The 14918-nt window shown below is 67.2% G+C and carries 12 protein-coding genes; 9 read left to right on the top strand and 3 right to left on the bottom strand.

Features of this window, described 5'->3' with window-relative positions:
* Positions 1–112: 112 nt before the first annotated feature.
* The 3 genes from rpoH to V5F74_RS06125 all read left to right on the top strand — a co-directional run bounded on the left by rpoH (position 113) and on the right by V5F74_RS06125 (position 2993).
* A complete protein-coding gene (gene rpoH, locus V5F74_RS06135) occupies positions 113–1009 on the top strand; it encodes an RNA polymerase sigma factor RpoH (protein WP_029555293.1) in 897 nt (298 codons plus the stop codon).
* 296 nt (positions 1010–1305) lie between these two features.
* Complete coding sequence (locus V5F74_RS06130; RefSeq protein ID WP_156026227.1) at positions 1306–2115, top strand: response regulator; 810 nt, start codon at positions 1306–1308, stop codon at positions 2113–2115.
* 251 nt (positions 2116–2366) lie between these two features.
* The gene (locus V5F74_RS06125) at positions 2367–2993 is read left to right on the top strand and encodes an FkbM family methyltransferase (protein WP_051678747.1); all 627 of its coding nucleotides are present in this window, start codon (positions 2367–2369) and stop codon (positions 2991–2993) included.
* A gap of 374 nt (positions 2994–3367) precedes the next feature.
* Here V5F74_RS06125 and V5F74_RS06120 read toward each other — a convergent pair whose 3' ends face one another.
* A complete protein-coding gene (locus V5F74_RS06120) occupies positions 3368–3661 on the bottom strand; it encodes a hypothetical protein (protein WP_394006853.1) in 294 nt (97 codons plus the stop codon).
* A 297-nt stretch (positions 3662–3958) separates the two neighbouring features.
* On the opposite strand from V5F74_RS06120, the gene V5F74_RS06115 reads away from it, so the two are divergent.
* The gene (locus tag V5F74_RS06115; RefSeq protein WP_374251387.1) at positions 3959–5401 is read left to right on the top strand and encodes an NAD-dependent succinate-semialdehyde dehydrogenase; all 1443 of its coding nucleotides are present in this window, start codon (positions 3959–3961) and stop codon (positions 5399–5401) included.
* Positions 5402–5467: 66 nt separating this feature from the next.
* Here the strand turns inward: V5F74_RS06115 and V5F74_RS06110 are convergent, their stop codons facing one another.
* Together V5F74_RS06110 and V5F74_RS06105 are read right to left on the bottom strand one after the other, a co-directional pair.
* Positions 5468–6244: an SDR family oxidoreductase gene (locus V5F74_RS06110; RefSeq protein ID WP_394006851.1), complete on the bottom strand. Its 777-nt coding sequence runs from the start codon at positions 6242–6244 to the stop codon at positions 5468–5470.
* A gap of 72 nt (positions 6245–6316) precedes the next feature.
* Positions 6317–7072, bottom strand: a complete 756-nt coding sequence (locus tag V5F74_RS06105) for a GntR family transcriptional regulator (protein WP_029555287.1) — start codon at positions 7070–7072, stop codon at positions 6317–6319.
* Positions 7073–7185: 113 nt separating this feature from the next.
* Between V5F74_RS06105 and V5F74_RS06100 the strand changes: the two genes are divergently transcribed.
* The 5 genes from V5F74_RS06100 to V5F74_RS06080 all read left to right on the top strand — a co-directional run bounded on the left by V5F74_RS06100 (position 7186) and on the right by V5F74_RS06080 (position 14589).
* Positions 7186–8484 (top strand): ABC transporter substrate-binding protein, encoded by a 1299-nt coding sequence (locus V5F74_RS06100; RefSeq protein ID WP_394006849.1) that lies wholly within the window; start codon positions 7186–7188, stop codon positions 8482–8484.
* A 376-nt stretch (positions 8485–8860) separates the two neighbouring features.
* Positions 8861–9736, top strand: coding sequence for a branched-chain amino acid ABC transporter permease (locus tag V5F74_RS06095; protein ID WP_024280354.1), 876 nt, complete (start codon positions 8861–8863; stop codon positions 9734–9736).
* 101 nt (positions 9737–9837) lie between these two features.
* The gene (locus V5F74_RS06090; RefSeq protein WP_029555284.1) at positions 9838–12363 is read left to right on the top strand and encodes a branched-chain amino acid ABC transporter ATP-binding protein/permease; all 2526 of its coding nucleotides are present in this window, start codon (positions 9838–9840) and stop codon (positions 12361–12363) included.
* Positions 12364–12646: 283 nt separating this feature from the next.
* The gene (locus tag V5F74_RS06085; RefSeq protein WP_394006847.1) at positions 12647–13594 is read left to right on the top strand and encodes a 3-hydroxyacyl-CoA dehydrogenase; all 948 of its coding nucleotides are present in this window, start codon (positions 12647–12649) and stop codon (positions 13592–13594) included.
* Between the two features lie 44 nt (positions 13595–13638).
* Positions 13639–14589 carry a BKACE family enzyme gene (locus V5F74_RS06080; RefSeq protein ID WP_029555282.1) on the top strand — a complete coding sequence of 317 codons (951 nt, stop codon included), beginning with the start codon at positions 13639–13641 and terminating at the stop codon, positions 14587–14589.
* Positions 14590–14918: the final 329 nt, after the last annotated feature.

The following is a 14918-nucleotide window of genomic DNA, read 5'->3' as shown; positions in this document are numbered from 1 at the left end:
TGAAACCTATCCGCCTTTCGTTCGTATCTATATTATCGTGCGTCGCGGTCGGCGTCATGCGGCCGCACGAGCGGCTGCCCGGATGGGGGCCGCGGGAGAAGGAGGCCTCGTGATGGCCCAGCAGAAGTCCATGCCCATTCCCTCCGCAGAGGGCGGGCTTTCGCGGTACCTGGAGGAAATCCGGCGGTTCCCCATGCTGGAGCCGCAGGAGGAATATATGCTCGCGAAGAGCTGGCGCGAGCACGGGGACCGGGACGCCGCTCACAAGCTGGTGACGAGCCATCTGCGCCTCGTGGCCAAGATCGCCATGGGATACCGCGGCTATGGCCTGCCCATCTCCGAGGTGATCTCCGAGGGCAATGTGGGCCTCATGCAGGCGGTGAAGCGGTTCGAGCCCGAGAAGGGCTTCCGCCTCGCCACCTACGCCATGTGGTGGATCCGCGCCTCCATCCAGGAATACATCCTGCGCTCGTGGAGCCTCGTGAAGATGGGCACCACGGCGGCGCAGAAGAAGCTGTTCTTCAACCTGCGCAAGGCCAAGAGCCAGATTTCCGCGCTGGAAGAGGGCGACCTGCGTCCCGATCAGGTGAAGCAGATCGCCACCAAGCTCGGCGTCACCGAGCAGGACGTGGTGGACATGAACCGCCGCCTGTCCGGGGACGCCTCCCTCAACGCCCCCATCCGCGAGGATTCGGAAGGCGGCGAGTGGCAGGACTGGCTGGTGGACGAGCGTCAGGACCAGGAGGAGCAACTCGCCGAGAGCGAGGAGCTGAGCAACCGCCGTTCGGCCCTGTCCGGCGCCCTGTCCGTGCTCAACGACCGTGAGCGCCGCATCTTCGAGGCGCGTCGGCTCTCCGACGACCCAATGACGCTGGAAGACCTTGCCGCCGAGTTCGGCGTCTCACGCGAGCGCGTGCGCCAGATTGAGGTGCGCGCATTCGAGAAGGTGCAGAAGGCGGTGATGGACCGCGTTCGGCAGATCGAAGCACCGGAGGCGGTCTCGGCCTGAGCCGGGACCGCGCCATCTCGCCATCGACCTGTAAGGTTCCGGTCGAGTAGCCGGCTCGCGGCCGGCGCTGTCGCCTATGGCCGTCACCCCCCTCTCAGGATACCTCCGAAACCTTTCCGGCAGGACGTGGCCACGCTTGGGTTGACGTATACGGCATTCAATCAACTCTAAATATCTGCTCCTTGGCGAAAATTGGTCCAAATGGGGATAGATTGGATCGATCTGATCTGGATCGCATGAGCCTAGCATGATACCCGCCTAGCTCGACCTCCGGGGTGGCTTTGACAGGAACTCCCGTGCCGACGGCTGTTCGTGCCGGGGGTGGCCATGGCGCGTGTGATGGCAGTTGGGCGATGCGGGATGTTGCGGTCATCGTCGTCGATGACGACAAGGAGTTCCTTCTTGAGGTGCGAGAGGGCCTCGCGCTCGAGAACCTGCCAGTGGTCTGCGCCTCTTCGCCTTTGAGCGCTCTCGATATCGTCGAGCAGAACTTCGCCATACGCGTGCTGGTCACCGACCTTGCCATGCCGGATCTTGACGGTCTTGAGCTGATCCGTCGTGTGGGTGAACTTCGTCAAGGCCCGCAGATTCTCCCCATCATACTCACGGGAAATGCATCGCTGGAGAACTCCGTTGCCGCCCTGCGCATGGGCGCGGTGGATTTTCTCCAGAAGCCGGTCGAAATCGCCAATCTCGTGGCCGCCATTCGGCGTGCGCTGGATCTCTCCGTGCAGAAGCGGCGGGCAGCGACCTTGTTCGACGATCCTCTGTCTCTTCTGCGCCTGCTTGACGGCCTGCGCATGGACCGCAAGCGGGTTCTTCCGAGGATTGCCGGCGGAGATGCCGCCTGGGAAATGCTGCTCGATCTCGCCATGGCGCAGGCTGCTGGCCGGCAGGTTTCGGTCTCGGCGCTATGCGCGGGGGTCGGAACCTCCACCACCACAGCCTTGCGTCGCCTCGAAGCGCTTGAGCAGGAAGGGCTTGTCGAGCGCCATCCCGACCCCGAGGATCGCCGAAGGGTATGGCTCCAGCTGACCCACAAGGGCGGAGCATCCGTGCGTCAGGCCGGCCGGCGCTTTGCCGAAACCCTCCGGGCGCTCATTTAGTAATATGTCCGAACGAAAATTGTATTTCGCTAAAATTGCGTGTTGCAACGAACTATTTTTGACCTCATATTTTAATATAGATAGGTCCATTCTGGACATTATGACTACAATCTGAACCCGATTATCATTGTGAAAATTTCGGTACCCGGGCACTTTCCGCGGAGTTAAGCGGGTGGAGTGCCATGGGTGCAGCTGTTCTTGCTGATGACGGTGGTCGCGTCATCAATCCCTCTCACCATGAGAGAGGTCTTGTGGCGGCTTGGCTCGGAAATGCCGTCGGAACGTTCGTCGATGTCGGTGCGGGGGATCCCATCCGCGGCAGCCAGACCTATCATCTCGAGCTGAACGGCTGGAAGGGTCTGCTCATCGAGCCGTCCGTCGAGCTGGCCAAGGCATTGGAGACGACACGAAAGTCTCCGGTTGTCCCGGTCGCCTGTGCGGCGCCCGGAGCGCCAGACATACTTCAGCTCTGGCTTCTGGGATGGGAGGCGCGGTCACACCTGTTCCCCGGCGACCAGCCGAGCGGCGTGATGCGCGTGGCGGCCAGAACGCTTGATGACATTCTGGCGGAGGCGGGCATCACCAGCTTCGACTTCCTGTCCCTCGACGTGGGGGGCACCGAGGCGGACGTTCTTTCCGGCTTCACCGCCTCCCGTTTCAAGCCGCGTCTCATCCTGGTCGACGACCGGGTGGATTTCGGCCGCAGCCGCCGCCTGTTGCGGGCACATGATTATGTGCCGGTCCGTCGCACCGGGCACAACGCCTGGTTCGTGCCCCGCAAGGTCGCCGGCCTTGCGTTCGCGGACAGGGTGACGCTCGCGTGGCACTACGGGCCGGCGCGCCTCGCGCGGCGGCTGCAGCGCCGCGTTCTGGCCTGATGCTGGAGAGGGCGCCCTCGCCAGACGGGTCGACAGTCGGGGCTGGGCGTGAGCCGCCTGTTGTGAAGCGCGGACAGGAGTGACGCGATCAGCATCAGGGCGACGCCGATGAAGATGCCGGCGAGGCGTTCCACGACCGGCATCAGTTCGGCGGGCGGTCTGCCATCGGTGAGCAAGCGGGAGAAATAGAAGATGCCGCCCGCGAGCGCCGCCAGATAGCATGAGGTCGAGATCGGCGGTCAACGGCGCCTCCCCACACAATCGCTGCGCCGGCCTGTCCGGATGACGGCGTCGGGGCGTACAAGCGCTTGATACCCTTTGGAAACCCCTCGGCGCCAGCGCCCGATCGCAGAGGGTCCGACGCCGTGCTCCGTTCAGCCGTGCCTGTCCTTGTCCTCGCCGATGGACGTGGCGATGTCGGTGAAGGTCGGGGAGGGGCCTTCCTGGCGATTGGTGGCCGCGCGCAGGAAGCGGATGGGGAACAACACCCCTTCGGCCTGGCCCGGGCTGATGGTGCGGCAGGCGGCATCGCGGCGGCAGGCGTCCTCCGCCTCGGCGAGGGCTGTCTCGATCTCGCCGGAGGTGAGAAGGCCCTTGTTCCGCATGGTCTCGAGCAGGCGCGACAAGGCGAGGAGCACGCCTTCCAATTGCAGGTTCGCGGTGTTCATGGGTTTCTCCGCTCTGGCTCGGCATTCCGCCGTCCAGCCATGCCAACGCTGCGGACCTCGCACCGGTTTCCCCGCGCCGGCCGCAGGTTCTCAACCGCACCGTTGCCGCATAGGATGCGCGCCCGCCCCGGCGCCCGCCCGCCACTCCACTTTCGGTGTTCGTTTCCCGCAGCGCTCCAGCCGGATGGCCGGATGAGCGGCGGCCTACGGCCCACCGGGGCGCAAAGACCGATTCGAATACACGGTTCGACCGGCGCCTGCGCGATCCACGGCGCGGCGCCCCAAGGAGGAAGCCCGATGTCCGATGCCTATCCCAACGTCCAGCTCCACATCGACGGTGTCTGGCGCGACGCCGAGGGTGGCCGCCGCATCCCGGTCATCAATCCCGCCACGGAGGAGGAGATCGGCTCGGTCGCGCACTGCTCGCGGGCCGACCTCGACGCGGCGCTGGAGGCGACTGAGCGCGGCTTTGCGACCTGGAGCAAGGTATCGGCCTTTGATCGGTCCAAGCTCATGCGCAAGGCCGCCGACCTGCTGCGCGAGCGCGCCGACGGCATCGCCCGGCTGATGACGCTGGAGCAGGGCAAGCCGCTCATCGAAGCGCGGATGGAGACGCTGGCGGCTGCCGACATCATCGACTGGTTCGCCGAGGAAGCCCGCCGCGCCTATGGCCGCGTCATTCCCGCCCGCGCGCCCGGCGTCTATCAGCTCGTCATCAAGGAGCCGGTGGGGCCTGTCGCGGCCTTCACGCCGTGGAATTTCCCCCTCAACCAGGTGGTACGCAAGCTGTGCGGCGCGCTGGCGGCGGGCTGCTCCATCATCGTGAAGGCGCCGGAGGAGACGCCGGCGTCCCCCGCCGAGCTGATCCGTGCTTTCGTGGACGTGGGCGTGCCGGCCGGTGTCATCGGGCTCGTCTATGGCGTGCCGGCGGAAGTGAGCGAATATCTCATCCCGCACCCGACCATCCGCAAGATCACCTTCACCGGCTCCACCCCGGTGGGCAAGCGGCTGGCGGCGCTCGCCGGTGAGCACATGAAGCGCGCCACCATGGAGCTGGGCGGGCATTCGCCGGTCATCGTTTTCGATGATGCGGACGTGGCCGCCGCGGCCAAGCAGATCGCCACCGCCAAGTTCCGCAACGCCGGGCAGGTGTGCGTCTCGCCGACCCGCTACCTCATTCAGGAGAAGGTCTACGAGCAATTCGTGGACGCCTTCGTCACCGTCGCCAAGGCGGTGAAGGTGGGCAATGGCCTGGACGCCGGCACCACCATGGGCCCGCTCGCCAACGAGCGCCGCATCCCGGCCATGGAAGCCCTCATCGCCGATGCCCGTCAGAAGGGGGCCGAGGTGGCGACAGGCGGCTCGCGCATTGGAAACAAAGGCTATTTCTTCGAGCCCACGGTGGTCACGGGCGTCACCCGCGACATGCGGATGATGAACGAGGAGCCGTTCGGCCCGCTGGCCATGATGCTGCCCTTCTCTGATTTCGAGGAGGCCGTCACCGAGGCCAACCGGCTGCCCTATGGCCTTGCATCCTATGCCTATACCCGCTCGGCCAAGACCGCCCAGCAGGTGGCGCACCGGGTGCAGGCGGGCATGATGACCATCAACCATCTGGGCCTTGCTCTGCCTGAGGTTCCTTTCGGCGGCATCAAGGATTCCGGCTATGGCTCGGAGGGTGGTTCGGAGGCCATCGAGGCCTATCTGAACCCCAAGTTCGTATCCCAGGCCGGGATCTAACCCTCAGGTAGAAAACGACTTTCGCTGCCCTCCGGCTGGGCTGGAGGGCGGCGGCGGTTCAGGTGCCTACACCAGCATCTGCATGTCGCCGTCCACCGCGATGGCCTGGCCGGAAATGGTGGAGCCCATCGGGGACGACAGGAAAACCGCAACATTGGCAAGGTGTTGCGGCGGGATGAGGCGCTTCAGCGAGGTGGCGGAGAGGGCCATGGCCTGCACTTCCTCCATGGACATGTTGCGTTCGCGCGCCTTGTTCTCGAACACCGATCGGATGCGCGGGCCGTCTACCGATCCGGGCAGTATGGCATTGGCGCGTATACCGAATTCGCCCAGCTCCATGGCCAGGGACTTGATGAAGCCCACCACCCCCCACTTCGCCGCCGCATAGGGCGAGCGCAGGGGAAAGCCGAAGCGGCCGGCGGCCGAGGAGAGGCCGATGATGGAGGCGTTCTCGCTCTCCTTCAGGGCCGGCACGGCGAGGCGGGTGACGTTGAAATGGCCGGTGATGTCCACCGCCAGAGTGCGGTCCCAATCCTCCGGCGAGATCTGGTCCACGCGGCCGGTGGGGCCGGCGATTCCCGCATTGTTTACAAGCACATCGAGCCCGCCGAGACGGCCCAGCGCCCCCTCCATGAAGGCGGCGACGGAGGCCCGGTCCGACACGTCGCACCAGGTGCCGACGGCCCCCGGCGCGGTGCTCCCCAAGGCCTCCAGGGCGGCCTCGTCCACGTCGCAGACTTCCACCTTCGCCCCCTCCTTCAGGAAGGCGCGGGCGATTTCCAGGCCGATGCCGCCGGCGCCGGCGGTGACGATGACGCGAATGCCGGCAATGCCGAGGTCCATGGCGTTCTCCCTAGGTTTTCGGGTGGGGTATCGGTGCTGTCAGGTGCCGGTTCAGGCACGTTCAGTCTTGAATCAGTCCGGAAGCACGTCGCGCGAGAGGATGAAGTCGCCCGCACTCCAGATATCCGCGACCAACGCGTCCCGTGCCGCGTCCGAATCGCGGGCCTTGAGGGCGGCGACGAGGCGGGCGTGGTGGAGGTGCGCCTCCCCCTGCCGCACCCGCTCCGGGCCGGCGCGGAAATCGAGGTTGAGAACGGGGCCGATCTGCAGCCAGAGACCCTCGATCATCCCCATGAGGGTGGGCAGGTGGGCGGCGCGGTAGAGGGCGAAGTGCAGGTCCTTGTTGTGGCGCATGGCGGCGGCGCCGTCCGGTCTCTTCTTGTCCCGCTCGGCGGCGAAGGCGCGCTCGCAGCGGACCACTTCGGCGATCTCCTCATCCGTGGCCTCGCGGGCGGCGGTGGCGGCGGCGAGGCCTTCGAGGCTGATGCGGATGAGGCGCAGCTCGGCGAAGCGGGCGCGGGGCATGAGGGGCACGCGCACGGCGCGGTTGGGCAGCACTTCCAGCGCGTTCTCGGCGACGAGGCGCGACACGGCTTCCCGCACCGGCATGGCGCTGGTGCCGATGGCGGCGGCCAGCCCCCGCAGGGTGAAGCGCTCGCCCGGCGCGGCGCGGCCGGAGAGCAGAAGCTCCTTCAGATCGCCATAGACCTGATCGGCCAAAGTCTGGCGGACGATGCGGCCGACACGGGCATCGAGCGTCGCCGCCGGCTCGTCGCCGCGGACCTCTGAGGCATCGCCGTCTGCGGCGGAAGGTGTCTTGTGTTCCATGTTCCGCGTCTGCTATGTGTGATCACAGATAACAGATAGCCGAGCCAGTCGGCAATCATTCCGGAGCGGTCCGAACGGGAAAAATCCTGCCGCCGCAACGTCCAGCCGGATCCATGGGAGGAGACGACGCCGTGAACGACATTCCCCATCACGCCCGCATTGCGTCCGCATCCGTCGGTCGTCGCACGCTCCTGAAGGGCGTCGGCGCGGCCGCGCTTCTCGGTGGCGTCGGCATGCCGGCCATCGTGAAGGCGCAGGCCGACACCGTGACCTTCGGCCACCTCACCCCGCTCACCGGCTTCCTCGGCCCGCTCGGCGCCTATGGCCAGATGGGCGTGCAGCTCGCGGTGGAGGAGCTGAACGCGGCGGGCGGCATCAACGGCCGCAAGATCAACCTCGTGATGGAAGACAGCGTGAACCCCGCCACCGCCTCCTCCAAGGCGGAGCGCTATATCGAGCGCGACAAGGCGGCGGTGATCGTGGGCGAGATTTCCTCCGCCTCGGCGCTGGCCATCGCCCAGGTCGCGGCGCGCAACAAGATCGTATTCGTCAACACCGGCGGCAATTCCGATGCCCTGCGCGGCAAGGATTGCAACCGCTACATGTTCCATGTGGAAGGTGCCAACACCCAATATGTGAAGGCGGTGGGCGCGGCGATGCTGCGCGACGGCCTCATCAAGGGCAAGAAACTCTTCTTCCTCACCGCCGACTACGCCTTCGGCCACGATCTCTCCCGTGTCGCCAAGCGCTACATCGCCCAGAACGGCGGCGAGGTGATCGCCGACGAGCTGGTGCCCACCGATGCCACGGACTTCTCGTCCTATCTGCTCAAGGTGCGTCAGTCGCGCCCGGACGTGGTGATCTCCAACCTAGCCGGAAACCAGATCACCAACTTCATCAAGCAGTATTCGGAATTCGGCCTGAAGTATCCGTTCGGCGGCTTCGGCTTCGATACGGCGGTGGCCTGGGGCGCGGGCAAGGATGCCTTCGGCGGCATCTGGCCGCTCATCTGGCACCATGACGTCTCGGCCCCGTCCTCCAAGGCCTTCGTCGCCGCCTTCGTGAAGAAGTGGGGCAAGCCGCCGGAGAATCAGGCGTGGGGCGACTATGTGGCCACCAAGCTCGTCGCCCGCGCCATGATCGAGACCAAGAGCACGGATTCCGCGCAGATCATCTCCTTCTTCGAGAAGGAGAAGGAGCTGGACATCCTGAAGGGGCGCAAGGGTTACTTCCGCGACTGGGACCACCAGCTCATCCAGGAGATGTACACGGTGACCCCCCGCCCGGTGGCGCAGGTGAAGGACAATTGGGACATCATGGTCCTCGGCCCGGCCGTGCCCGGTGACGGCACCGCCCTCGACGTGATCGCGCCCACCCCGGAAGAGAACGCCTGCACCTTCCCCGCGGGGTGAGGGGCGCCCCTCTCCCTGCAATGCGAGAGGTGCCGCTTTCACCGCCGTCGTGCCCGGCCTTGTGCCGGGCATCCACGTCGGGCCGAGGGGACGTTGTTCGGGAAGATGTTCCCAGCCGAACCACGTGGATGGCCGGGACAAGCCCGGCCATGACGGTTGATGCGGATAACCTATGTTCCTCCCCTCTCCCCCTGCGGGAGAGGGGCCGGGGGTGAGGGGTGGGGATGCCTCCGCGGGCACCGGCCAATGGCGCTCGCGGCGCCATACCTCTCACCCCAGCCTTCTCCCGCAAGGGGAGAGGGAGTCTGAGCGGCGCGGGGGCCGCCGTCGATGTCTGCCAGTAAAAACGCCTAAGGCCGGAGAAGATGCAATGCCCATGGAACTCGTCTTCCTCATCGAGCAATTGCTCAATGGGCTTCTGGTGGGTGTCGCCTATCTCTTGATCGCGCTGGGCCTCTCGCTCATCTTCTCCCTCGGCGGCATCGTGAACCTCGCCCATGGCGGCTTCTATGCCATCGGCGCCTATATCGGCGTCGAGGTCGGCAACCGCTTCGGCTTTCCCGCCGCCTTCGTCGCGGCGCCGCTCTCCGTGGCGCTCATCGGCATGGTCATCGAGCGCACCCTGTTCTCGCGCTTCTACCGGGCCGATCCCATTCTCTCGCTGCTCCTCACCTTCGGCCTCGCCATGGTGATCGAGCAGGCGCTGCGCATGGCTTTTGGCGCCACGCCCATTCCCTTCTCCATTCCCGCCTTCCTCAAGGGGCAGGTGTTCCTCGGCGACTTCATCTATTCGCGTTATCGCCTCGCCATCCTGGTGGTGGCGGCGGTGGCGGTGCTCGGGCTATGGCTGCTGCTCCAGCGCACCGCCTTCGGCCGGGTGGTGCGGGCCGGGGTGCAGAACCCGGACATGGTGGGCGCGCTCGGCATTTCGCTCACCCCCTATCTCACGGCGGTGGCGGCCATCGGCATCGGCCTTGCGGGCCTCGCCGGCATCATGCTCGCGCCCATCTCCGGCGTGCATCCGGCCATGGGCTCGGAAATCCTCACCGCCGCCTTCGTGGTGGTGGTCATCGGCGGTCTCGGCTCGTTCTGGGGCGTGGTGGCGGCGGGGCTGCTGGTGGGCCTCGTGCGCGGGCTCACGGTCTATTTCATCCCGCCGGCGGCCGAGGCGTCCATGTACGTCCTGATGCTGGCGGTGCTGCTCGCCCGGCCGCGCGGCCTGTTCGGCGAGCGCATCCTGCGCTTCGAGTGACCGCCATGCCCAAGGCCTCCACCGCGCCTTCCGTGACTGCGACATCTCCCTCGCCAGAAGCCGCGCCGAGCGCGGCGTGCCCTCCCGCCACAGGAGCCGCGATGCTCGCCCGCAATGCCAACCTCATCGTCGCCGCGGTGGCGCTGGCCCTTCTGCCCGCGTTGCTCTCCGCCCTCGGCCTGACGGTGACCTCCGCCACCGACGTGGTGATCCTCGCCCTCGCCTGCATGGCGCTGAACCTGCTCGTGGGCTACACCGGCCTCGTCTCCTTCGGCCATGGCGCGTGGTTCGGGCTCGGCGCCTATGCGGCGGCGCTGGTGCAGCAGCGGCTGTTTCCCGAGTGGGGCCTCGTGCTCGCGATCCCAGCGGCGGTGCTGGTGACGCTGGCGGCCATCCCGGTGGGCTACGTGGTGCTGCGCCGGCGCGGCGTCTATTTCTCGCTGCTGACGCTGGCGCTGACTGCGCTGGCCTACACCATCGCCTTCCGCTGGACCGCCGTGACCGGCGGCGAGAACGGCCTCGGCGGCGTCAATCGCGGCCCCTTCCTCGGCCTCGATGTGGATCGCAACGCCACCTTCTACTGGGTGGTGGCGGGCGCGGCCTTCCTCATCATCCTCACCCTCCAGCGCTTCGTGCGCTCGCCGGTGGGCACGGTGCTCGTCGCCATCCGCGAGAACGAGCAGCGGGCGCGCTTCATCGGCTACGATACGCGGGCCTACAAGATCGCCTGCTTCACCCTCTCGGCCGGCCTCACCGCGTTCGCCGGGGCGCTGCTCGCCTTCAACCACCGCTTCGCCTCGGCCGATCCCATCGCCATCGCCTTTTCCGGCGAGCTGCTGGCCATGGTGGTCATCGGCGGCATGCGCTCCTTCCTCGGGCCGGCGCTGGGCGCGCTGTTTTTCGTGCTGTTCCGCGAGTTCCTGTCCATGTGGACGGCGAACTGGCTGTTCTGGTTCGGCCTCCTGTTCATGGCCTTCATCGTCTTCTCGCCCACCGGGCTCGTGGGCGTCGCCGGCCGGCTGCTGGCACCGCTCCGGAAGAAGACCATCGAGGCCGCCGCCATGGGCCGGCGCACCTCGGCGGAAAAACGGCCGCTGCCGTCCTCCCTCACCGCCCGCGCGCGGTGGGAGAGCCCGGCGCCGCTGCTGGAGGCGAAGAACCTCGCTCTGGGCTTCGGCGCCATCAAGGCGGTGCGGGCCGGCGCGGTGGCGGTGAAGGACCGCACCCTCCACGCCCTCATCGGCCCCAACGGTGCGGGCAAGACCTCCACCTTCAACATGATCTCCGGCATGTTCGCCCCCAATGCCGGCGAAATCCGCCTCGCCGGCGAGCGCATCGACGGGCTCTCCCCCAATCAGGTGTGCATGAAGGGCCTCGCGCGCTCCTTCCAGATCACCAATCTGTTCCCGACCCTTTCCGTGGAGGAAAACCTGCGCCTCGGCGTGCAGGCCACCCACAAGAGCCGCTTCGACCCCTGGCGCGATGCCGCGTCCATCCCCGAGATCAATGCCGAGACGGCGGAGATGGTGGCCTTCCTGGGCGTCGCGGGCATGGAAAGGGCGGAGGCGGGCGCGCTCTCCTACGGCGGGCAGAGGCTGCTGGACATGGGTCTTGCCCTCACGTCCCGTCCGCGCGTGCTGCTGCTGGACGAGCCTTTGGCGGGCCTCGCGGCGGCGGAGCGCAACCGCGTCTCCAACCTCATCAAGGACATCTCCGCCGAGGTGCCGGTGCTGCTGGTGGAGCACGACATCGACCGCGTGTTCGAACTGGCCGACGCGGTGACCGTGATGGCCGACGGCGCGGTGCTGGTGGACGGCACGGTGGAGGATGCGCGCTCCGACAAGCGCGTGCAGGAGGTCTATATCGGCTCCGGTGCCGCGGCGCTGGCCGCCCGCGACCTTCAATCCGCCGCCACCGACACCATCATGCTGCGGCTCCACGGCATCGACGCCTTCTACGGCAAGAGCCGCATCCTGGCCGGCGTCTCGCTGGAGGCGAAGGAGGGCGAGATCCTCGCGCTGCTCGGCCGCAACGGGGCGGGCAAGTCCACGTTGCTCAAGGCCATCACCGGCATCGTCAAGCCCATGAACGGGTCGCTGACTTTGGCGGGCGAGGAACTCATGGGCCTCTCCTCCGCCGCCATCGCCCGGCGCGGCGTCGGCTACGTGCCGCAGGGCCGGGCGCTGTTCCACGGCATGAGCGTGCGCCACAACCTCGAACTCGGGCGGCTGAAGCGCATCACCGGTGCCGGAAAGCATTTCAGCGAGGAGGAAGTGCTGGACCTCTTCCCCCGCCTGAAGGTGCGCATGGACACGCCCGCCGATCTCCTCTCCGGCGGCGAGCAGCAGATGGTGGCGGTGGCCCGCGCGCTCATGGGCGACACCCGCGTGCTGCTGCTGGACGAGCCGTTCGAGGGCCTCTCCCCGGCCGTCACCGAGGAACTGTTCGACGCCTTCGACCGGCTGCGCCGCTCGCTCACCCTCGTCATCGTCGATCACCATCTCGATGTGGTGCTGAACCTCGCCGACCGCGCCGTGGTGCTGGAGCGCGGCGAGGTGGTCCACGAAGGCCCCGCCCGCCCGCTGGCGCGCGACCTCGACCTGCGGAGGCAGGTGCTGTGGCTGTGAGGGGTGGGGCAATGACCTCCAAAAGCCACCCCTCTCCCCTTGCGGGAGAGGGGATGGGGGTGAGGGGTGGGAGCCCCTCCTCCATCGCACTCATCGGTCAAACGACACCACCCCCTCATCCGGCTCGCGGCTTCTCCGCGATCCACCTTCTCCCGCGAGGGGAGAAGGGTCGTCCGATGGACATCGCCGGCTGCGCCGACTTTTCCCCTGGGCCCCGGCTCGGCGCTCCGGCTGCGCCGTCGCTGGTCCGGGGCGCAAGCTTATTCGACCTCAAGAGGCATCCATGACCAAGATCGCCATCATCGGCTCGGGCTTCATCGGCCGGGCCTGGGCCATCACCTTCGCCCGTGCCGGCTTCGACGTAGCGCTGGCGGACAAGGCGGAAGGCGCGCCCGAGGCGGCGCTCGCTTACATCGAGGGCGTGCTGCCGGACCTCGCCGCCAACGACCTCCTCAATGGCGCCAGCCCGCAGGATGTGCGCGCGCGCCTCAGCGCCGCCGGCTCCTATGCCGAGGCGCTGGAGGGGGCCGTCCATGCGCAGGAGAATGCGCCGGAAGACCTCGCCCTCAAGCAGGCACTCTATGCCGAACTCGACGCGCTGGCGGCGCCCGAGACCGTGCTCGCCTCCTCCACCTCGGCCATCCTGCCCTCGCGCTTTTCCGAGAGCCTGAAGCATCGCGAGCGGGTGTGCGTGTGCCATCCCATCAACCCGCCCTATCTCATCCCCGCCGTGGAGGTGGTGCCCGCGCCCTGGACCTCCGCGGACACCATGACCCGCGCCGCCGACCTCATGCGCGCCGCCGGCCAGTCGCCCATCGTGATGAAGCGCGAGCTGGACGGCTTCGTGATGAACCGCATGCAGGGCGCTCTGCTGGAAGAGGCGTTCCGCCTCGTGGCGGACGGCTATGCCAGCGTCGAGGACGTGGACATCGGCATCCGCGAGGGGCTGGCGCTGCGCTGGTCCTTCATGGGGCCGTTCGAGACCATCGACCTCAACGCGCCCGGCGGTGTCGCGGACTATGTGGCGCGCTACCAGCAGATTTACGAGCGCATCTCGCCCGACCAGTGGCGCCGCGTGGACTGGGCCGGCCCGGTGCTGGAGACCGTGCTCGCCGAGCGCCGCGCGCGCCTCGCTCACGATGCCCTTCAGGAGCGGCAGGTGTGGCGCGACCGCCGACTGATGGCGCTGGCCGCCCACAAGCGCAAGGCCGACAAGGACATCGGCGCCTGAGCTTTCCGAACCCCCATATTCACGACCACCGAGGCAACACCGTCATGACCGAGGCCGCCCCCAAGAAATCCAACCGCAAGGTCATTATCACCTGCGCCATCACGGGGGCGATCCACACGCCCACCATGTCGCCCTATCTGCCCATCACGCCGGACGAGATCGTCGCCGACGCGCTGAAGGCGGCCGAGGCCGGCGCGGCCATCCTGCACCTGCACGCGCGCAACCCGGAGACCGGCCAGCCGGACCAGACGCCGGAGGCGTTCGCGCCGTTCCTGCCGCGCATCAAGCAGGCGACGAGCGCGGTCATCAACATCACCTCCGGCGGCAGCCCCTACATGAAGGTGGAGGAGCGCGTGCTGCCTGCCGCCACCTTCAAGCCGGAAGTGGCTTCGCTCAACATGGGCTCCATGAATTTCGGGCTGTTCCACCTGCTCGACAAGTACAAGGAGTTCAAGCATCCGTGGGAGAAGACGCATCTTGAGAACACGCGCGATCTCGTCTTCCGCAACACCTTCAAGGATATCGAATATATCCTGACCACCTGCTACGACAACGGCACGCGCTTCGAGTTCGAGTGCTACGACATCGGCCATCTCTACAATCTCGCGCACTTCCTGGAGCGCGGGCTGGTGAAGCCGCCGCTGTTCGTGCAGTCGGTGTTCGGGCTTCTCGGCGGCATCGGTCCCCACCCCGAGGACGTGATGCACATGAAGCGTACCTGCGACCGGCTGTTCGGCGATCAGTATCGCTGGTCCGTGCTCGGCGCCGGCCGCAACCAGCTCCCCATCGCCGCCATGGCCGCCTCCATGGGCGGCAACATCCGGGTGGGACTGGAGGATTCGCTCTGGGCCGGCCGTGGCAAACTCGCCACCTCCAACGCCGATCAGGTGAAGCTCGCCGCCAAGATCATCGAGGGCCTGGGGCTGGAAGTGGCCAGCCCCGACGAGGCGCGCGAGATCCTGCAGCTGAAGGGTGCCGACAAGACGAACATCTGAGGGGGGCGGGGGCAGCGGGCTGGTCGCCCGCCCTCACCACCGTCATGGCCGGGCTTGTCCCGGCCATCCACGTGGGTCGGCTGGGAACACGCGCTCGGCCTTAGCTCCGTCGGCCCGACGTGGATGCCCGGCACAAGGCCGGGCATGACGGCGGGTCCGGGAACCGCCCTCGCGCCCCGGACGCATGCAGCGACAGCGGAATGCGATCCGGGGCCCAGCGCAAGGGACCGCCGAAGGCGCTTCTCAATCTGACGCTTTCAAATATGCCCCGCTGCGCGGGGAGTCTTGCGCTGGCCCCCGGATCAGCGCTCCGGCTTGCGCCGTCGCTT

The sequence above is a fragment of the Xanthobacter aminoxidans genome, from assembly GCF_043193615.1.
Taxonomy (GTDB): domain Bacteria; phylum Pseudomonadota; class Alphaproteobacteria; order Rhizobiales; family Xanthobacteraceae; genus Xanthobacter; species Xanthobacter aminoxidans.
Note: the sequence above shows the minus strand (reverse complement) of the source record. Positions and strands in the feature narration are given on the sequence as shown.